At 64.0% G+C, this 18,090-nt stretch carries 16 protein-coding genes and 1 tRNA gene; 13 read left to right on the forward strand and 4 right to left on the reverse strand.

Going from position 1 to position 18,090, the window contains the following annotated elements; genetic code table 11:
- Positions 1-482: 482 nt before the first annotated feature.
- On the forward strand, positions 483-1,337 hold the full coding sequence (locus Y882_RS18830) for a YdaU family protein (RefSeq protein WP_052949803.1): 855 nt from the start codon (positions 483-485) through the stop codon (positions 1,335-1,337).
- Between the two features lie 903 nt (positions 1,338-2,240).
- Entirely contained in the window at positions 2,241-3,047 is an 807-nt protein-coding gene (locus Y882_RS08340) for a hypothetical protein (RefSeq protein ID WP_046971448.1), read from the forward strand.
- A 720-nt stretch (positions 3,048-3,767) separates the two neighbouring features.
- On the opposite strand, the gene Y882_RS08345 is transcribed toward Y882_RS08340, so the two are convergent.
- Positions 3,768-3,844: transfer RNA gene (locus Y882_RS08345), tRNA-Pro, on the reverse strand.
- Positions 3,845-4,043: 199 nt separating this feature from the next.
- On the opposite strand from Y882_RS08345, the gene hisS reads away from it, so the two are divergent.
- Together hisS and Y882_RS08355 are read left to right on the forward strand one after the other, a co-directional pair.
- Entirely contained in the window at positions 4,044-5,429 is a 1,386-nt protein-coding gene (gene hisS, locus Y882_RS08350; RefSeq protein ID WP_046971449.1) for a histidine--tRNA ligase, read from the forward strand.
- Positions 5,430-5,517: 88 nt separating this feature from the next.
- Positions 5,518-7,410, forward strand: a complete 1,893-nt coding sequence (locus Y882_RS08355; protein ID WP_046971450.1) for an HAL/PAL/TAL family ammonia-lyase — start codon at positions 5,518-5,520, stop codon at positions 7,408-7,410.
- Positions 7,411-7,534: 124 nt separating this feature from the next.
- Here the strand turns inward: Y882_RS08355 and Y882_RS08360 are convergent, their stop codons facing one another.
- The 3 genes from Y882_RS08360 to Y882_RS08370 are packed head-to-tail and all read right to left on the reverse strand — an operon-like array spanning position 7,535 to position 10,170.
- Positions 7,535-8,161: a DUF998 domain-containing protein gene (locus Y882_RS08360; RefSeq protein ID WP_052949805.1), complete on the reverse strand. Its 627-nt coding sequence runs from the start codon at positions 8,159-8,161 to the stop codon at positions 7,535-7,537.
- Between the two features lie 9 nt (positions 8,162-8,170).
- Complete coding sequence (locus Y882_RS08365) at positions 8,171-9,715, reverse strand: MDR family MFS transporter (protein ID WP_082121016.1); 1,545 nt, start codon at positions 9,713-9,715, stop codon at positions 8,171-8,173.
- A complete protein-coding gene (locus Y882_RS08370) occupies positions 9,712-10,170 on the reverse strand; it encodes a MarR family winged helix-turn-helix transcriptional regulator (protein ID WP_046971451.1) in 459 nt (152 codons plus the stop codon). The genes Y882_RS08365 and Y882_RS08370 overlap by 4 nt, the downstream gene beginning before the upstream one ends.
- A gap of 284 nt (positions 10,171-10,454) precedes the next feature.
- Here Y882_RS08370 and Y882_RS08375 point away from each other — a divergent pair, with 284 nt between their 5' ends.
- The 9 genes from Y882_RS08375 to hisIE are packed head-to-tail and all read left to right on the forward strand — an operon-like array spanning position 10,455 to position 17,916.
- Positions 10,455-10,790 (forward strand): YerC/YecD family TrpR-related protein, encoded by a 336-nt coding sequence (locus tag Y882_RS08375; protein WP_046971452.1) that lies wholly within the window; start codon positions 10,455-10,457, stop codon positions 10,788-10,790.
- A complete protein-coding gene (hisG, locus tag Y882_RS08380; protein WP_046971453.1) occupies positions 10,787-11,680 on the forward strand; it encodes an ATP phosphoribosyltransferase in 894 nt (297 codons plus the stop codon). Before Y882_RS08375 ends, hisG begins: the two co-directional genes overlap by 4 nt.
- A gap of 27 nt (positions 11,681-11,707) precedes the next feature.
- Positions 11,708-13,015 carry a histidinol dehydrogenase gene (gene hisD, locus Y882_RS08385; RefSeq protein WP_046971454.1) on the forward strand — a complete coding sequence of 436 codons (1,308 nt, stop codon included), beginning with the start codon at positions 11,708-11,710 and terminating at the stop codon, positions 13,013-13,015.
- Positions 13,012-14,118 carry a histidinol-phosphate transaminase gene (hisC, locus tag Y882_RS08390; protein WP_046971455.1) on the forward strand — a complete coding sequence of 369 codons (1,107 nt, stop codon included), beginning with the start codon at positions 13,012-13,014 and terminating at the stop codon, positions 14,116-14,118. Before hisD ends, hisC begins: the two co-directional genes overlap by 4 nt.
- Positions 14,115-15,179, forward strand: coding sequence for a bifunctional histidinol-phosphatase/imidazoleglycerol-phosphate dehydratase HisB (hisB, locus tag Y882_RS08395; protein ID WP_046971456.1), 1,065 nt, complete (start codon positions 14,115-14,117; stop codon positions 15,177-15,179). The genes hisC and hisB overlap by 4 nt, the downstream gene beginning before the upstream one ends.
- Positions 15,179-15,769 (forward strand): imidazole glycerol phosphate synthase subunit HisH, encoded by a 591-nt coding sequence (gene hisH / locus Y882_RS08400; RefSeq protein WP_046971457.1) that lies wholly within the window; start codon positions 15,179-15,181, stop codon positions 15,767-15,769. The genes hisB and hisH overlap by 1 nt, the downstream gene beginning before the upstream one ends.
- Complete coding sequence (gene hisA / locus Y882_RS08405; protein WP_046971458.1) at positions 15,766-16,494, forward strand: 1-(5-phosphoribosyl)-5-[(5-phosphoribosylamino)methylideneamino]imidazole-4-carboxamide isomerase; 729 nt, start codon at positions 15,766-15,768, stop codon at positions 16,492-16,494. Before hisH ends, hisA begins: the two co-directional genes overlap by 4 nt.
- Positions 16,488-17,258, forward strand: a complete 771-nt coding sequence (gene hisF, locus Y882_RS08410; RefSeq protein ID WP_046971459.1) for an imidazole glycerol phosphate synthase subunit HisF — start codon at positions 16,488-16,490, stop codon at positions 17,256-17,258. Before hisA ends, hisF begins: the two co-directional genes overlap by 7 nt.
- Positions 17,259-17,283: 25 nt before the next feature.
- On the forward strand, positions 17,284-17,916 hold the full coding sequence (hisIE, locus tag Y882_RS08415) for a bifunctional phosphoribosyl-AMP cyclohydrolase/phosphoribosyl-ATP diphosphatase HisIE (protein ID WP_046971460.1): 633 nt from the start codon (positions 17,284-17,286) through the stop codon (positions 17,914-17,916).
- Positions 17,917-18,090 lie beyond the last annotated feature (174 nt).

The raw sequence follows: 18,090 nt of genomic DNA on the forward strand, positions 1-18,090 counted from the left end.
TAGCCTTCAGCGGATAGGTGAATTAACTGGCGAATCGGTATCGGTTATCTACGACGCGATCAACGCAGGTCATCTAAGGACCTTTCTGGTCGGTCGCCGCCGCTTCGCGCGGCCAGAAGCTATTCGGGCATGGGTGGACCATCTTGAGGCGCAGAGCGATTCGGGGCGGCCGGTGTGTTATCGGCGACGTGAGGTGAGTCGTTGCTGTCCTACGGTGCACTCCGATGAGTGATGTATCCGTAGGTCGACGGAAGCTATCCCGAGGTGCTCGCAAATGCCGCAACCGGCCGTTGCTGTTGATCTCGCAGAAGTACATTGATCCAAATGGAAATTGGCATCGACCACCCGGGATTTGTGAGCAATACCTAAATGTCTGGGCCGCCGTGGTCCGCCCAGCCATGGCCGAGCCCATTTAATAATGCGCGTTTGTGCGGTACGCGATGTATCGAAGTTTCGACCCCACAAGATGTGGTGTCGATCTTATGAACTTCTATAAGCATCATTTGGGTGATTACTCCAAAGCGACCTCACACCTTTCGTTCGTCGAGGACGCTGCATACAGCAAGCTTCTCCGCAAGTACTACAGCAAAGAGAAGCCCATTCCGGGTGCACTCAATGCCGCCCAGCGTCTGGTAGGGGCGCGAGCCCGTCACGAGAGAATGGCTGTCGAGACGGTGCTCAAGGAGTTCTTTCAGTACGACGGGGAGCGGAATGTCTGGCGCAATAAGCGAGCCGACGAAGAGATTTCCAAGGCCAATGCCCAGGCGGAGACGAATCGGCGTATCGCTGAGGAGCGCGAGGCGTCGCGGCGTCGAAGGAACGAAGTCGATGATCGAGTGGTTTCGAGCGGCGAAATGGGTAAGTCATTCAACGAGCTCGGCACGAACCGTGAACCTAGCCAGACGCCAGACTCCATAAGCCACATCTCCAAGACAGGAAAGCCAGAGCACTCGCACGCATCAGCACTTTTGGAGGTGTCGACCGAGGCCGGGCGTGCGTGTGCGCTTCTCCGTCAAGCCGGTTGTAGGAGAGTCAATCCAAGCAATCCAAAGCTCCTCGCTGCACTTAATGAGGGGGTGACCCCGGAAACGATCCGTGACACCTACCTCGAACGCCCTGACGCCGCTGCCCCGTTTGCGTGGGCCATTGCCACTGCTCGTAATCGTCAAGCCCAATGCGCGACGGAAGAAACTGTCCCCACGCCGACACGAGTCACCGGTGCGGCACCGATGAGCAAAACCCTGCAGGCACTCCATGAACTCGAAGCGCACAAAAATGGTACCCGAGTGGATCAAGCGGGAAATCGGCTCCGGATTACAGAAGTTGGTTCTGCTTAGCCTCGAACGAACTCCCGCGATGGACGTTCTTTCCGGTGGAACATTGCCCGCCTGTGCAGAGGCAATCTCCTATGGGCGAGAGTTTGACGAGGAGCGTGACGTTCCGAGGTTCAGGACCGCGTTTCTGAGGCTTCAGGCGACATGTAGACAGTGGCCCGTTCCGCGCGATTTTATTGAAGCGCTTCCTAGCCACGAAAGGGTAGTCAAACCTAAGCGAATCGATAGCGATGCGGCGCGTAGCGGTCGAATGCAATCCATCAAAGATGCCTCTGAAAGGATTGAGTCTGGTGGCTCGCAGTACCCGGCAAGTAATCATTCGATCGGGTTTTGAAGACGGCCTTGGTGCTGACATTAAGAGGGCGCGATATGAAGCGGGTAGGCCGCTGGCATCGGTGAGTGGGCCAGCGTTAGCCCAACAGAAGTACAGAGCATCGATGAGTGGGCCAGCGTCTGCCCAGCAGCGGTACGCAGCATCCTTCAGTGGGCCAATGATGGCCCACTGACACGTACCGAGGCATTGAGAGGGGTGATTGTGCGAAGTGCCATTCCATGCCCCTTATTCACAAACTGCCCATGGGTTGACGCGGTCACTGACGTGGTCGCGTGAATTCCTTGATGCGAACCTAGCGGCCCTCAAACTATCACCATCAATACAATTAAAACAATCATTGGTATTGATGGATTGCGATTTGGTTCAGGCGGACGCAGAAGACGGCAGAGATTACACTGATGGTATTGATGGCTTTGGAGTGAGTTATGGAGGGCGTCGACATTGTCAATGGCGAAGCACTTGCGGCCGGGCCTTACTCGGGTGCTCCTTTCCTGACGACTCGCCCGCGGTCCGATCATCTATCAGTGGTCGTCTCGGGGCGTCAGTCTCGATCTGGGCATGCGCCACTCTAGGTGGCCATTCCCCAAGAGCTCCTTCGCCGCCTGCGGTTCGAAACCCTTGGCAGCACCAATCAGGTCCTCATCGCCCTTGTTCGCCAAGCCATAACCTGGCTGGATGGCGACGGCCTGACGTTGCGCGCCGATGTCCATGAAGGGCCTGTCCCTGCGTCGCCGGTCGCCACCAGAGTCATCCCGGATCATCTCGACAGGCAAGCGAAGCAGGACTTCATCCAGTCCCTGGATGACCTTTGGCCCAATGCCCGCCTGAGCTCAGTGCTACGAGACGGGCATTTGCTTGCCATCCAGATGGAGCGACAACCCAGAGCAGATGCTCAGCTCACTCAGATATCCATTCCCAAGGAAGTGCTGGCACGCTTGCAGCGCGATGGTGTCGGAGCAGTCAGTCAGTTGGTTATTTCGCTTGCTCCCTACGCCATGCGTCGATTGGACAGAGACAAGCTCTCTCTGGATGTGGGAGCTGAGTCGGCCCGTCCAGCGATCTCGAGCAACGAGGCCGAAGCAAAGCAACCTAAGGGCAGTGCAGTTAAGGAGCACCAAAAATCGGCGAGCCTGACTGTTGGCGATCTGATCAGCGCGTTGTCAAGGCTGCCCACGCACTCGCGTGTCGTGTTCGACGAGCGCGAGGACAGGTGGTGGGACGTCGAGCACGTAGAGGCTTCTCATATGGGTGTCGACAACTCTTGCGAGCGAGCACCGGCTCCAAGGGGGGGGGCTCCGCTGGAGGAGGCAGCGGTGCTTGTGTTGCTAAAGGGGAGCCCATCCGACGTCTACGAATTTAATGGCGACGAGATCGAGTGATCAGCGGTCCTCTTGTGCAGTTTCGGCTGTCAAAGGAACCGACAAGCTGGCAAGAAGAGCCGATGGTGATGGGTGTTGTAGCAAGAGCCGAGACTCAAGCTCGTCGTCAACATTCCGAACAAGCGGCCGAATACTTCTGTTCGATGGCATAAAAGCTGTTGATGATGGCGTTGGTTAGAAGTGCAAGAGGCTATAGCTGGCAAAGCCAGATCCCTCAGGCCAATGACGAAGACTGGTGTCTAGAGGCGCAAACGGAAAAGCCGAAAGCTATTAATTGTCGACATTAAAAACCCACTCTGGGCCACGGCGGACCATCTTCGCGCCAACATGGGCGGCGCCCGGACCAAGCACACTGTGTTTGGGCTCACCATTGCCAGCATGCTTTCCGCTGAGATGGTGAATTTCCCCATCGCTCGCTACTTTTAATCCTTGGCAGTAGCGCAGTGTGGTGCCTCGAGCCGCCGCATTTTACGCGACCTCTCTAGTTGGTGTGCGAGTGCAAGTGCCTGCCGGCTCCAAATCAAATCTAATCTGCTGGATTTACTTGATTCGTAGTTGCCCGCCACGACTCGTAAGAGTCGCGTGATGCCTCACGTGTGCTCAGCGTCGGTGAGCAGCGAGCTGTCAGGAGGGCGCAGTCGTCTTGTTTTTTTTGCAGGATGCTTGCAGGACAAATGAAAAAGGCCGCTCGGTGAGAGTGGCCTAAGTCATTGAAAACATTGGTCGGGGTGACATGATTCGAACATGCGACTTCTACGTCCCGAACGTAGCGCTCTACCAGGCTGAGCTACACCCCGTGGGAGCCGCGTATCTTAATGACACCTCGGAGGCTTGGCAACAGTTGCGGGGAAAAAATCTTCACAAACGTTGGCCGGCGGGTCGCAGGGCCTCTGAGCAAGGTCTTGGGGCGGCCTTCTGCTAATCTATACGGCTCTGTCGGACAGGTTGCCAACCGGCGTTGGCCGACGTTTTTCACACCGCTAAGCAGAGGACTTCATGGCGCTTACCCAGGCCCGCACCATGCCCGGCGTGCTCGAGCTGCTGCCGCTCGACCAGATCGCGTTCCAGCGCATGCTCGACGTGATCCGCCGCAACTATGAGCGCTTCGGTTTTCTGCCGGTGGAAACGCCGGTGATGGAATTCTCCGACGTGCTGCTCACCAAGACGGGCGGTGAGACCGAGCGCCAGGTGTATTTCGTGCAGTCCACCGGCGCCTTGAACAACGCCGACAAGGGCGACGGCGTGCCCGAGCTGGCGCTGCGCTTCGACCTCACCGTGCCGCTGGCCCGCTATGTGGCCGAGCATGAGCACGACCTCTCGTTCCCGTTCCGCCGCTACCAGATGCAGCGCGTCTACCGCGGCGAGCGCGCCCAGCGCGGCCGCTTCCGCGAGTTCTACCAGTGCGACATCGATGTGATCGGCAAGGACAGCCTGTCGGTGCGTTACGACGCCGAGCTGCCCGCGGTGATCTACAGCGTGTTCCGCGAACTGAACGTCGGCGCGTTCACCATCCAGCTCAATAACCGCAAGCTGATGCGCGGCTTTTTCGAAAGCCTGGGCGTCACCGATGGCGAGCAGCAGACCCTGGTGCTGCGCGAAGTGGACAAGCTGGACAAGCGCGGCGCCGATTACGTGCGTGACACGCTGATCGCCGAGCCGTTCGGCCTGAGCGCGGAAACCGCGCAGAAGATCCTCGATTTCGTGCAGGTGCGCTCCACCTCGTTGCAGGACGCGCTCGACAAGCTCGACGCGCTCGGCGCCGGTCCGGAAACGATGGAGCAGGGCCGTGCGGAGCTGAAGGAAGTGCTGCAGCTGATCCACGCGTTCGGCGTGCCGGAATCGCATTACGCCTTGAACCTGTCGATTGCCCGTGGCCTGGACTACTACACGGGCACCGTCTACGAGACCACGCTCAACGATCATCCGCAGATTGGCTCGGTCTGTTCCGGTGGTCGCTACGAGAATCTCGCCGGCCAGTACACCAAGTCGCACCTGCCGGGCGTGGGCATTTCGATCGGACTCACCCGCCTGTATTGGCAGCTGCGCGATGCCGGCCTGATTGGCACCGCGCGCAGCACGGTCGACGTTCTCGTGACCCAGATGGATCCGGCGCAGCTGCCGGCTTACCTGGCCGTGGCCAGCGAATTGCGCGGTGCCGGCATCGCCACCGAAGTGGTGCTCGATGGCGGCAAGCTTGGCAAGCAGTTCAAGTACGCCGACCGCGCGGGCATCCGCTTCGTGATCGTGCTGGGCGAAGACGAGCTGGCCAAGGGCGTGGTGACCGTGAAGGACCTGCGCCGCGAGGACCAGTTCGAAGTGGCGCGCGCCGATCTGATCAAGACGCTGCGGGTGGAACTGGCGCAGGCCGAAATCGGCGCCTGAGCGCACCTCGCTTTCATCACATGCCGCCGCAGCCTCGACGCGCGGCGGCTGACATCGACTTGAAGGCCCGTCCGGGCTGGAGCCAAGCATGACCGCAAAGACGATACTCCTGGACGGCAACAGCCTTACCCGCGATCAACTGGTCGCCGTGGCCCGCCAGGGTCTGCGCGTGGAGCTCGATGAGGTTCAGCTCAAGCGCGTGCAGCGCGCTGCCGATTTCCTCGCCGACAAGGTGAGCTGCGGCGAACCCACCTATGGCGTCACCACCGGTTTCGGCAGCAATGCCGACAAGCTGCTGGGCGCGCACCGCCTGCGCGACGAGCTGCCCGGCGGCAATCCGGACAAACCGGAAGGCACGCTGCTGGAAGAGCTGCAGCACAACCTGATCACCACGCATGCGGTGTGCGTCGGCAAGCCGTTTGCGCCGGAAGTGGTGCGCGCGATGTTGGTGATCCGCATCAACACGCTGATGCGCGGCCATTCGGGCATCCGCGTGGAAACGCTCAAGGCACTCACCGCCATGCTCAATGCCGGCGTGGTGCCGGTGGTGCCGGAGAAGGGATCGGTAGGCGCCAGTGGCGACCTGGCCCCGCTGTCGCACCTGGCCATCGTGCTGCTGGGCGGCGGCGAAGCGTTCTATCAGGGCGAGCGCCTGGACGGCGCCGAAGCGCTCAAGCGCGCCGGCTTGTCGCCGATCCGCCTGTCCTTCAAGGAAGGTCTGGCACTGAACAACGGCACCGCGCAGATGCTGGCGACCGCGGCGCTCGCGCTGGACGAGCTTGAGCATCTGCTGGAGCTTGCCGATCTTGCCGCCGCGATGACGCTCGACGCGTTCGCTGGCCGTAGCGGCGCCTTGCGCCCGGAAGTGCACGCGCTGCGTCCGCATCCAGGTCAGGTGGACGCTGCCGCTCACGTGCGCGAGCTGCTTACCGGCAGCACGCTGGTGGATATTCCGTATCACCTGGTGCCGCGCTTCAAGCAGTGGTCGGCTGAGGCGTGGGCCGATCCTGCCGATCAGGCGCTCACCTTCGATATTGGTTGGGACTGGGTGCCCGCCAACCAGCGTCATGGCCGCGAAGCGTTTTACGCGCGTTTTCTGCCGTTCAAGGGCGGCAAGAAGCACCAGCCGCAGGACGCCTATTGCCTGCGTTGCATGCCGCAGGTGCACGGCGCCGTGCGCGACGCCTGGGCACAGGCCTGCCGCGTGATCGACGTGGAACTGAACTCGGTCACCGACAATCCGCTGATCTTCCCGGATGCGGAGGATGCGCAGTTCATCGAAGAGCAGGTGATCTCCGCCGGCCACTTCCACGGCATGCCGCTGGCCTTGGCCATGAGCTACGTGAAGGCCGCCATTCCGGTGCTCGCGTCGATCTCCGAGCGTCGCCTCAACAAGCTGGTCGACCCGGCCACCAATGACGGCCTGCCGGCCTTCCTCACTGGCAACGAGGACGGCACCGATTCCGGCTTCATGATCGTGCAGTACACCGCCGCCGCGCTGGTGAACGATCTGGCCACGCGTGCGCACCCGGCCAGCGTGTACTCCGTGCCGACTAGCGCGAATGCAGAAGACCACGTGTCGATGGGCGCCAACGAAGCGCGCCACGTGTTGGAGATGATGGAAGATCTCGGCTACGTGCTGGCGATGGAACTGTACACCGCCGCGCAGGCGCTGGATTTCCGCCAGGCCATGCTCAACGCCGCACGCCGGCTTGCCTCGCGCGGCGACTGGCAGGCTTTGGCCGGCAAGGTGGCCAATGCACCGCGCGAAGACAACGCGCATTACGCGCAATTCGCGGAAGAGGTGAAGCAACTCACCGTGGCGCTGACCAACGTCGGCGATTTCCACGCGGGTTCGGCGGTGCGCAAGGCGCACGATGCCTTGCGTCAGCGCATCGATTTCATGTCGCGCGATCGGGCGATGGATGGGGATGTGCGGACGATCTGCGAGATGGTGCGGCAGCGGGTGTTTGCCAAGTAAGTGTGCTGAGAAGGGTCGCTAAGGCGGCCCTTTTCTTTTGAAGGGTATGGGCGAGTTGAGTCGCGCACAGGGTGCGCTCCCACAGAGGTTGGCTAGCCCTGTGGGAGCGCACCCTGTGCGCGACTCAATCTTGCGACAAACTCGCCCGCCACAACTGCCGAGCCACCCACGCAAGCCACAGCAGGATCAGCACGATCAACGCCTTCTGCGTAAGCCCCGGCGGCAACCCCTTCCACAACGCCAACACCCACATCTGTACAAACGCCAGCCACGCCAGCGCAACGCCGAGATGGCGACCGCTCTGCATGCGCGGATCGCGCAGCCAGTGTGTCGACAGCACCAGCATGGCGACCACGAGGCATAGGAAGGTGGCCTGCGCCGCCTCGCCATGGACCAGCCGCGCGAAATCTTCGCTGGGCGTGTGCTCGTACAGCACCGTCCATGCGACCACGGGCAGCGCCAGTGCGGCAATGAGGAAGAGGGCGCTCGCCAGAGCGCTGCGCAATGGTGCGCGGGTAGCCCGGAAGCTCGACCAGGCGAGGCAGGCCAGCGCGCTGGCCATCAGATAGTAGGCGCCACGCAGCCAGGCGCCGCCTGCACCACGCAGATAGGCGCTCAGTGGCATGGCGACCGGATCGAGATCCGCGCGCGACACCTGCAGCACACCCGCCGTCAACGCAAAAGCGAACACAACGAAAGCCATCCAGACGGCTGCTGAAGCCAGTGCGGTGTTTCGCTGCGGAGCAGTCATGCGCTTCCTTTAGTCGGCCGCGGGCGCCGGCGCCCGGTGATGATGATCGCTCAAGGGCACCTCCGGCAGCAGCAGGATCAGCACGAAGGCGCATGCCACGATGCACGCACCCAAGGTGAAAGTTGAGGCGATCGCGTGGCGATAAAGCAGCACCGCGGCATCCGTCGCCTGGGGCAGCACGTGGTTCGCCATGCCGCCGCCTTCGGGCGACATGCTCACCGCGGGCGCCGCTGCACCGCCGTGGCTGCGCAGCTGCCAGGCGAGGATCGCGCCCGAGCCCGCCACGCCGACCAGGCCGCCCAGCGAACGGAAGAAGGTGAGCGTGGCCGTGCCCACGCCGCGATGGATCGGCGCCAGCGCGCTTTGCACGGCAATCGTCACGTTCGGCATGACCAGGCCCAGGCCCAGGCCAAGCGCAAAGATGGCCGGCTCGATGATGCCCAGGCTTTGCGCGGTGGCCGCGCTCCATGCCAGCACGCCGAACGCCAGCGTCGCCAGCGCGAGCCCTCCCACCACGGTGGGCTTGTAACGCCCGGCGCGCATCAGCACGCGTCCGTTGAACAGCGACGACAGCGCGATGCCTATCATCATGGGCCCTGTCAGCAGTCCGGAGGTCGCTGGGCTCACACCCATCACCAGCTGGAAGAACAGCGGGAAGAACAGGCTCGCGCCCATCAGGCCCATGAAGGTCAGCGCCATCACCAGGCTGGCGATCACGAACAGGCGATTGTGGAACAGGTCCAGCGGCAACACCGGCTCGGGTTCGTGCTTCACGTGCCGCACGAACATCACGCCGGTGGCCAGCGCAAAGGCGCTGAGCGTCATGATCGGCATCGATGTCCACGGCCATTGGCCGCCGCCCAGGGTCAGCACCAGCAGCAACGCCACCGTGCAGCCCGTCATCAGCACGGAACCGAGATAGTCGATGCGTCGCGCATGCAATGGCGTGTATTGCCTGAGCGTGCGGCTGATGATCACGAACGCCACGGCGCCGACCGGCAGGTTGACGAAAAAGATCCAGTGCCAGGACAGCAGGTCGGTGATGACGCCGCCCAGCACGGGGCCGACCACGCTGCACAGCGCGAAGATGCCCGCCACCACGCCCTGTCGTTTGCCGCGCTGGGTGGGCGGCACCATGTCGCCGATGATGATCTGCGCCAGCGGCAGCAGGCCGCCCGCACCGATACCCTGGATGGCGCGGAACACGATCAGTTCGAGCAGGTTGCTCGCGGCGCCGCACAGCACGGAGCCAAGCAGGAACATGAAGATGGCGAAGTACAGCACGGGCTTGCGGCCGTATTGATCGCTCAGCTTGCCGTACAGCGGCATGGTGGCCGTCGACGCGAGGATGTACGAGGTCACCACCCACGACAGATGGCTTATGCCACCCAGGTCGCTCACGATGCGGGGAAGGGCCGTGGCGACGATGCTTTGATCGATGGCGCCCAGCGCCAGCACGATCACCAGGCCGGCAAAGACGCGGCGAATCTCGTGCTCGGTCGCAGGGTGGATGTCATCCGCGGAGGCGGCAAGGGTGGCGCTGGGTGTGCTCATGCGTCGATGTCGTTCAGTTCAATGTCGTTCAATGCCGGAATGGCGGCCCACAGTGCGGCGCGCGACGAAGGCGAGAGCTGCAGCAGCGCCTTGGTAAGTTGGTCGGTGCGGCGCCGGCGCTTGGCCTCGATCACGGCGCGCCCGTGCGCGGTGGCCACCAGGCCCACGCGTCGCCGGTCGCCATCGGCCGGTTCGGTGCGTTTGACCAGGCCGGCGGCCACCATGCTGTTGATATGTCCCGTCATGGTCGGGCTGCGCAGGCCCTCCAGCTGGGCCAGCTCGCCCACGCCGATGCCGGGGTTCTCCAGCACGTGCAGCATCAAGGGCAGCTGGACCAGCGAGATGTCCTGGTGATCCGAGTGGCGGCGCAGCTGGCGAAACAGCCGGCGCAGCGCCGGCCGCAACTGCTCGGCCAGTTCGCGGGCATCGCCTTCGGTGGCTGGCTTCTGGCTCATGGGCGGCTTGACCGGGTAAATAGATAGGCTACCTATCTAATTTAGCGCAGATGAGGCCCGTTAGCGAGCGCCATGGCCCGGGCAGGGTGCGTCCAAGTGGCAACTGGTTTCGGCAAGCGCGCCTGGATCGCCATGCGAGTCGACTTTCCGATGTTGATTCTTCGCAAGATTTTGCTGGCCGGGAGGCAGCGCTAAGCCCTGTTTATGCCTATCGCTGCACGGGGTTGCCCCGGCGCGCCGACGCACGTATCATCTGTTCCACTGTATTAACGCATTAGTACATTATGAAGCGCCGATCGATCGATCCCGAGCTGCCTGCCGAGTCCGCCGAGCTGAGTCTGTGCGAGGCGTTGCTGTCGCTGAAGAATGCCGAGGAAATGTCGGCCTTCCTGCACGACCTGTGCACCCCCTCCGAGCTGGAGGTGATGGTGGACCGCTGGCGCGTGGTGCCTTATCTGCTTGATGGCGTGTCGTATCGCGAGATCCACGAACGCACGGCGGTGAGCATCACCACCATCGGACGCGTTGCGCGTTACCTCAACCAGGGCAGTGGCGGCTATCTCGCCGCAGCAGCCCGCGCCGCGCGTCGCCGTGCAGCGACCAAGAAGGCCAAGGCATGAAACCGCGAGACCGACTGCGCATCGCGATGCAGAAATCCGGCCGCCTCACCGAGCCGGCACTGGAGTTGCTCAACCGCTGCGGGCTCACCTTCCGCCAGAGCCGCGACAAGCTGTTCTGTTTTGGCGAAGGTGAACCCGTCGACCTGTTGCTGGTGCGCGACGACGACATTCCCGGCCTGATCGCGCAGGGCGTGTGCGACCTGGGCATCGTGGGCCGCAACGTGCTCAGCGAATACCGCCTCACCGGCGGCCTGGATGGCCCGGCGCTGGCCGAATGGCGGCCGCTGGGCTTTGGACGCTGTCGCCTCTCGGTGGCGGTGCCGCAGGATCTGGACTATCGCGATGCCTCGCAGCTGCAGGGCAAGCGCATCGCCACCTCGTATCCGGGCCTGCTCGGCGAGTGGCTGCGCGAGCGCGGCATCGATGCCGGCGTGGTGACGCTGGCCGGGTCGGTGGAGATCGCGCCGCGCCTGGGCACGGCCGATGCGATCTGCGATCTGGTGCAGAGCGGCGGCACGCTGGTGGCCAACCAGCTGCGCGAAGCAGACGTGCTGCTGGAGAGCGAGGCCGTGCTGGCCGGTCCGCAGACGCTGCCCACGGACGAGCGTGGCGACATGATCGAGCTGCTGCTCAAGCGCCTCGATGGCGTCATCCAGGTGCGCGAGTCGCGCCTGCTGTTGCTGCAGACCTCGCGTGGCGCGCTCGATGCCGTGATCCGCCTCCTGCCCGGTGGCCCGCAGCCGACCCTGCTGCCGGTGGCGGGCCAACCCGATCAGCTGATGTTGCAGGCGCTGTGTGCCGGCGAAGTCAGCTGGCGCCAGCTGGAAGAGATCAAGAAGGCCGGGGCGCGCGAGATGTTCGTGCTGCCGGTCGAGAAGATGCTTGCGTGATGCAGGCGCGATGAACGAGCCCAACGTATGAACCGCCTAGATTGGAATGCCTTGGATACGCAGGCGCAGCGCGCGGCGCTGTCGCGACCGGCGCAGTCGCGAGCCGAAAGCCTGCGCACCGGCGTGGAGCAGATCGTCGCCCGCGTGCGTGCGGACGGCGATCTCGCCCTGCGCGAACTCACCGCCAAGCTTGACCGTTGCGAACTGCACGCCATCGAAGTCACCGAGCAGGAGTGGCGCGAGGCCGAAGCTCGCCTGGCTCCCGCGCTGAAGGCCGCCATCGAAGAAGCCGCGTCGCGCATCGACGCCTTTCATCGCGCAGCGGCGCCGCAACCGGTGGGCTTGGACACGGCCAGCGGTGTTCGCGTGGAGCGCATGCTGCGTCCCATTGGCCGCGTCGGTTTGTACGTGCCGGCGGGCAGTGCGCCGTTGCCGTCCACCGCCTTGATGCTCGGCGTGCCCGCGCGCATTGCCGGTTGCGCGGAAGTCGTGCTGTGTTCGCCCGCGCGCCCGGATGGCCGGTGCGATGACGCCGTGCTGTACGCCGCGCGCATCACCGGCGTGCACCGCGTGTTCAAGCTCGGTGGCGCGCAGGCGATCGCCGCCATGGCCTATGGCACTGAGTCCGTGCCCAAGTGCGACAAGCTGTTTGGCCCAGGCAATGCCTGGGTGACCGAGGCGAAGCTGCAGGTGTCGGGCGATCCCGAAGGCGCGGCCATCGATATGCCGGCCGGCCCGTCCGAAGTGCTGGTGATTGCCGACGAGCAGGCCAACCCGGCATTTGTTGCCGCCGATCTGTTGTCGCAGGCCGAACACGGGCCGGATTCCCAGGTCATCCTGCTGAGCCCGTCGCCGTCGCTGCTGGATGCGGTGGAGATGGAAGTGGCGAGCCAGTGCGCCGCCCTGCCTCGTGCGCAGATCGCCGAGCAGGCGTTGACGCAGAGCCGCCTGATCGCCGTCTCCTCGCTGGCGCAGGCGGTGCAGGTGAGCAACCGGTATGCGCCGGAGCACTTGATCCTGCAGGTCAGCGAACCGCGCGCCTTGCTCGATGCAGTACAAAGCGCGGGCTCGGTCTTCCTCGGTGCATGGACGCCCGAGTCGGTGGGCGACTACTGCAGCGGCAGCAACCATGTGTTGCCGACCTATGGCTATGCGCGCAGCTACAGCGGTGTATCGGTGGCCAGTTACCAGAAGCAGATCACCGTGCAGGAGCTGTCGCCGGAAGGCCTGCGCACGATTGGTCCCTGCACGGCCACGCTGGCTGCCGCCGAGCAGCTGGAAGCGCATCGCCGCGCCGTGACGCTGCGACTGGCGGCGCTGGAGAACGCAGCATGAGCGTGCTCGACCTGGCTCGCCCCGAGATCCGCGCCATGCAGCCGTACTCGTCGGCGCGCATGGAAGCCAGCGGCGGCCGCGTGTTTCTCAACGCGAATGAATCGGCGTGGGCGCCGCCGGGCGATGGCGAGCTGGCCTGCAACCGCTATCCCGATCCGCAACCAGCTGCCCTGGTAGATGCGCTGGCGCGCCTGTATGGCGTGCGGCCCTCGCAGTTGCTGGTAGGGCGCGGCAGCGACGAAGCCATCGACCTGCTGGTGCGCGCATTCTGCCGCGCTGGTGAAGATGCGATCGCGATCCAGCCGCCCACCTTCGGCATGTATGCGGTGAGCGCGCAGATACAGAACGCCGGCGTGGTGACGGTACCACTTCAGTCGGACTTCACCTTGGATGTGGACGCGGTGCTCGCCGCAATCACACCGGCGGTGAAGCTGGTGTTCGTGTGCACGCCGAACAATCCGACCGGACAACTCGTGCCGTTGCGTGATGTGGTGCGTCTCGCGCAGGCGCTGACCGATCGCGCGCTGCTGGTGGTCGACGAGGCCTATATCGAATTCTCCGACGCACCCAGTGCCACGTCGCTGGTGAACCAGTTCGACAACCTCGCTGTGCTGCGCACGTTGTCGAAGGCGTGGGCACTGGCGGGGGCGCGCATCGGCAGCCTGGTAGCCAACGAAGACGTGATCGGCCTGCTTCGACGCATCATCGCGCCGTATCCGTTGCCGCGTCCTTGTGTCGCCCTGGCCATGCAAGCCTTGGCTGATGAGGGGCAGGCGGCCGCGCGTGCGCATATCGCCATCGTCCGCGCACAACGTGAACGCATGGCCAGCGCGCTTGCCGCCATGCCTGGCGTGCGCGAAGTGCTCCCTTCACAGGCCAATTTCCTCGCCATTCGCCACGATGACGCGGCCGCGGTCTATCAACGCCTGCGGGGTGCCGGCATCCTCGTGCGCGACATCCAACGCTATCCGCAGCTGGGCGATGCGCTGCGCATCACCATCGGCTTGCCGGAGGAGAACGACCGCGTGCTCGACGTATTGCAGCAGATGGCCGCGGACGTAGCGGCCACGGTGAACGAAACAACCGCAGGACAAGGTGCATGAGCCGCAAGATTCTCTTCATCGATCGCGATGGCTGCCTGATCGAGGAGCCGGAAGATTTCCAGATCGACAGCTTCGAAAAATTCGCGCTGCTGCCTGGGGTGATTGCCGCCTTGCAGCGCTGCGTGGCCGCCGGCTACGAGCTGGTGATGGTGACCAATCAGGATGGCCTGGGTACTGGCAGTTTTCCCGAGGAGGATTTCATCGGTCCGCACGAATTGCTGATGCGCGTCCTCGCCTCGCAAGGCATCAAGTTCAGCGAGGTGCTGATTGACCGCAGCTTCCTGCATGAGCGCAAGGACACCCGCAAACCAGGCATCGGCATGATGCGCCACTACCTGGCGGACGACGGCTGGAGCCGTGCGGCGTCGGCCATGGTGGGCGATCGCGAGACCGACCTGCAGTTCGCCGCCAACATGGGTGTACGCGGCTTCCAGGTGGGTGCCAATGGCCTCGGCTGGAAAGAGGTTGCGCACCTGTTGCTCGATGCGCCGCGCCGGGCCACGGTGGAGCGCAATACACGCGAAACGCGGATCACCGTCAGCGTGAACCTGGACCAGTCCGCGGAGCCGCAGATCCACACGGGCCTGGGTTTCTTCGACCACATGCTGGAACAGATCGGCAAGCACGGAGGCTTCGCGCTGGCGCTGCGCTGCGACGGCGATACGCATATCGATGAGCATCACACCATCGAAGACTGCGCGCTGGCCCTCGGCCAGGCCTTGCGTCAGGCGTTGGGCGACAAGCGCGGCATTGGCCGCTACGGTTTCGTGCTGCCGATGGACGAAGCGCAGGCGAGCGCGACGTTGGATCTGTCCGGACGCCCGTATTTCGTCTTTGACGGCCAGTTCCCGCGTGAGCGTGTGGGGGATATTCCCACCGAACTGATCCCGCATTTCTTCCGCTCGCTGTGTGAAACGCTGGGCGCCAATCTGCACCTCAGCGTGCATGGCGACAATGCGCATCACATGGTGGAGGCGTGCTTCAAGGTGGTGGCTCGCACGTTGCGTCAGGCGATCCGGCGCGAAGGCAGCGATCTGCCCAGCACCAAGGGAGCGCTGTGATGAGCGTGGTGCTAGTCGATGCCGGCGGCACCAATATCGGCTCGGTGCGTTACGCCTTGCAGCGGCTCGGTGTGGAGGCGTCCCTGACATCGGATGCCGACGCCATCCGCACGGCCGACAAGGTGATCCTGCCGGGTGTGGGTGCGGCCGGTCCTGGCATGGCGCGGCTGCGCGAGCTTGGTCTGGTCGAACTGATGCGCTCGCTGACGCAGCCGGTGCTGGGCGTGTGCCTTGGCATGCAGCTGCTGTGCGAGCGCTCGGAGGAGGGCGATACCGAATGTCTCAGCCTGATCCCTGCGACGGTAAGTCGCTTCAGCGAACAGCCGGGGCTGCGTGTACCGCACATGGGCTGGAATCGGCTGCAGCGCCAACGCGAGCATCCACTGCTGGATGGCCTGGTCGATGGTGACTGGGCGTACTTCGTGCACAGCTATGCCGTGCCCGCGGGTGACTACGCCCTGGCGGTCACTGATTTCGGCGGCGCCTTCAGCTCGGTGATCGCACGGGGCAATTTTCACGGCATGCAGTTTCACCCGGAGCGCTCGGCCAAGGTCGGCGCCCGCCTGCTGAAGAACTTTCTCGAACTATGAGCTTCACCGTCATCCCCGCCATCGATTTGCGCGCAGGCCGCGTCGTTCGCCTCAAGCAGGGCGACTACGCGCAGCAGACCACCTATGACTTCGATCCGCGTTCGCTGGCCCGCGACTACGCGCAGGCCGGTGCGCAGTGGCTGCATCTGGTCGATCTGGATGGCGCCCGCGGCGGCAGCCTGGACAATCTCGCGGTGATCGAGGCGATCGCCAGCGATGGCATGCATATCCAGGCCGGCGGCGGTGTACGCAGCGAGGCGGACGTGCAGCGCCTGCTGGATGCCGGCGTGTCGCGGGTGGTGCTGGGCAGTCTGGCGATCCGTGATCCGGTGATGGTGGAAGGGTGGCTGGCGGCGCGCGGCGTCCAGCGTTTTACCCTTGCGCTCGACACTTTGTATCGCGACGGCGCCTGGCGCCTGCCCAGTGCCGGATGGACGGAGACGGAGTCCAATACGCTGGAGGAACTGGCGCCGTGGTACGCCGAGCGTGGCGCCAAACACCTGCTTTGCACCGATATCGATCGCGACGGCATGCTCGCGGGATTCAATCTTGAGTTGTATCGCTATCTGGCGGCGACGGTGCCCTCGATGGCGGTGCAGGCGTCAGGCGGTGTTCGTTCGCTAGAAGACATCCGCGCGGCGCGAGAGGCTGGCGCACAAGGCGTCATCCTTGGCCGCGCACTGCTGGAAGGCCGCTTCACCGTGAGGGAGGCGCTGGCATGTTGAGTCGTCGCATCATTCCCTGCCTCGACGTGCGCGATGGCAAGGTCGTCAAGGGCGTGCGCTTCCGCGACCACGTGGTGATGGGCGAGATCGTGGATCTGGCGCTGCGCTATCGCGACGAAGGCGCGGACGAACTGGTGTTCTACGACATCACCGCCAGTCCGGAAGGGCGCAGCGTCGATCGCGGCTGGGTCGAGCGTGTCGCCAGTGTCATCGATATTCCGTTCTGCGTGGCGGGCGGCATCCGCAGCGTGGACGAAGCACGTGCCGTGCTGCATGCAGGCGCGGACAAGATCTCGGTCAACTCGCCGGCGCTGGAGCGCCCCGATCTGATCGACGAGCTGGCTGCAGCGTTCGGCGTGCAGTGCGTGGTGGTGGGCATCGACAGCCTGCGTGATGCGGACGGCGAATGGCACGTGCGCCAGTACACCGGCGATCCCTCGCGCACGCAGGCCTTGCCGCGACGCACGCTGGACTGGATGGTCGAAGCCCAGCAGCGCGGTGCCGGCGAGATCGTGCTCAATTGCATGGGCAGCGATGGCGTGCGCCAGGGTTACGACCTGGAGCAGCTGGCCGCTGTGCGCAAGTTTTGCCTGGTGCCGCTGATCGCTTCCGGCGGCGCTGGTGCGCCCGAGCACTTTCGCGATGCCTTCCTCACCGCCGATGTCGACGGCGCGCTCGCCGCCAGCGTTTTTCACTCCGGCGCCATCGCCATTCCCTCGCTCAAGCAATCGCTTGATGCCTGGGGCGTCGCCGTACGAACGTAATCACGCCAGTCATCCGGTAAAGACCATGAACTCCACTACGCTCGATCCCGCCCGACTCGACTGGAGCAAAGGCGATGGCCTGTTGCCCGCCATCGTCCAGCATTGGCTGACGGGCGAGGTGTTGATGCTGGGCTACATGAATGCCCAGGCCCTGGAGGCGACGCAGCGCATCGGCCAGGTCACCTTCTATAGCCGCAGCAAGCAGCGTCTGTGGACCAAGGGCGAGTCGTCCGGGCATGTGTTGACGCTCAAGTCGGTACGCATGGACTGCGATGCCGACACCTTGTTGTTGCAGGCCGCGCCGCATGGGCCGACCTGCCACCAGGGCACCAGCAGTTGTTTCGGCAGTGAGGTGCAACCGCCGCTGGGCTTCCTGGCCGAACTCGATGCCTTGATCGCGCAGCGACATGCGCAGCGACCGGCCGGCAGCTACACCACCAAGCTGTTTGAAGGCGGCATACGCCGCATGGCGCAGAAGGTGGGCGAAGAGGGCGTGGAGACGGCGCTTGCCTCGGTGGCACAGGATGATGAGGCGCTGCTGGGCGAAGCGGCCGACCTGATCTATCACCTCACGGTGACGCTGCGGGCGCGAGGGCTGGGGCTTTCAGACGTCTCGGCCGTGCTCGCCCAGCGGCATGCGGTGAGTGTGTCGTCATAACCTCCCGGGAATGAGCCGCGCCACAACTGCACGGATGGCTAGCGCGGCCTTAACGGCTGCTGTGATTTCTTGTCAGCCCATGGATTGACGTGCTTGCACCACCTGCGGCGCGAAGCCACTGAGGCAGACATTCGCCTCACGGTCTTGGGATGTGAAGGCTGTTTTCACCTGGGA

Source organism: Dyella japonica DSM 16301 (assembly GCF_001010355.1).
Taxonomy (GTDB): domain Bacteria; phylum Pseudomonadota; class Gammaproteobacteria; order Xanthomonadales; family Rhodanobacteraceae; genus Dyella; species Dyella japonica.

Coding starts and splice junctions, on each gene's coding strand:
- Y882_RS18830 (WP_052949803.1), top strand. CDS start 483: ATGAACTTCTATAAGCATCATTTGGGTGATTACTCCAAAGCGACCTCA.
- hisS (WP_046971449.1), top strand. CDS start 4,044: ATGGCGCTTACCCAGGCCCGCACCATGCCCGGCGTGCTCGAGCTGCTG.
- Y882_RS08355 (WP_046971450.1), top strand. CDS start 5,518: ATGACCGCAAAGACGATACTCCTGGACGGCAACAGCCTTACCCGCGAT.
- Y882_RS08360 (WP_052949805.1), bottom strand. CDS start 8,161: ATGACTGCTCCGCAGCGAAACACCGCACTGGCTTCAGCAGCCGTCTGG.
- Y882_RS08365 (WP_082121016.1), bottom strand. CDS start 9,715: ATGAGCACACCCAGCGCCACCCTTGCCGCCTCCGCGGATGACATCCAC.
- Y882_RS08370 (WP_046971451.1), bottom strand. CDS start 10,170: ATGAGCCAGAAGCCAGCCACCGAAGGCGATGCCCGCGAACTGGCCGAG.
- Y882_RS08375 (WP_046971452.1), top strand. CDS start 10,455: ATGAAGCGCCGATCGATCGATCCCGAGCTGCCTGCCGAGTCCGCCGAG.
- hisG (WP_046971453.1), top strand. CDS start 10,787: ATGAAACCGCGAGACCGACTGCGCATCGCGATGCAGAAATCCGGCCGC.
- hisD (WP_046971454.1), top strand. CDS start 11,708: ATGAACCGCCTAGATTGGAATGCCTTGGATACGCAGGCGCAGCGCGCG.
- hisC (WP_046971455.1), top strand. CDS start 13,012: ATGAGCGTGCTCGACCTGGCTCGCCCCGAGATCCGCGCCATGCAGCCG.
- hisB (WP_046971456.1), top strand. CDS start 14,115: ATGAGCCGCAAGATTCTCTTCATCGATCGCGATGGCTGCCTGATCGAG.
- hisH (WP_046971457.1), top strand. CDS start 15,179: ATGAGCGTGGTGCTAGTCGATGCCGGCGGCACCAATATCGGCTCGGTG.
- hisA (WP_046971458.1), top strand. CDS start 15,766: ATGAGCTTCACCGTCATCCCCGCCATCGATTTGCGCGCAGGCCGCGTC.
- hisF (WP_046971459.1), top strand. CDS start 16,488: ATGTTGAGTCGTCGCATCATTCCCTGCCTCGACGTGCGCGATGGCAAG.
- hisIE (WP_046971460.1), top strand. CDS start 17,284: ATGAACTCCACTACGCTCGATCCCGCCCGACTCGACTGGAGCAAAGGC.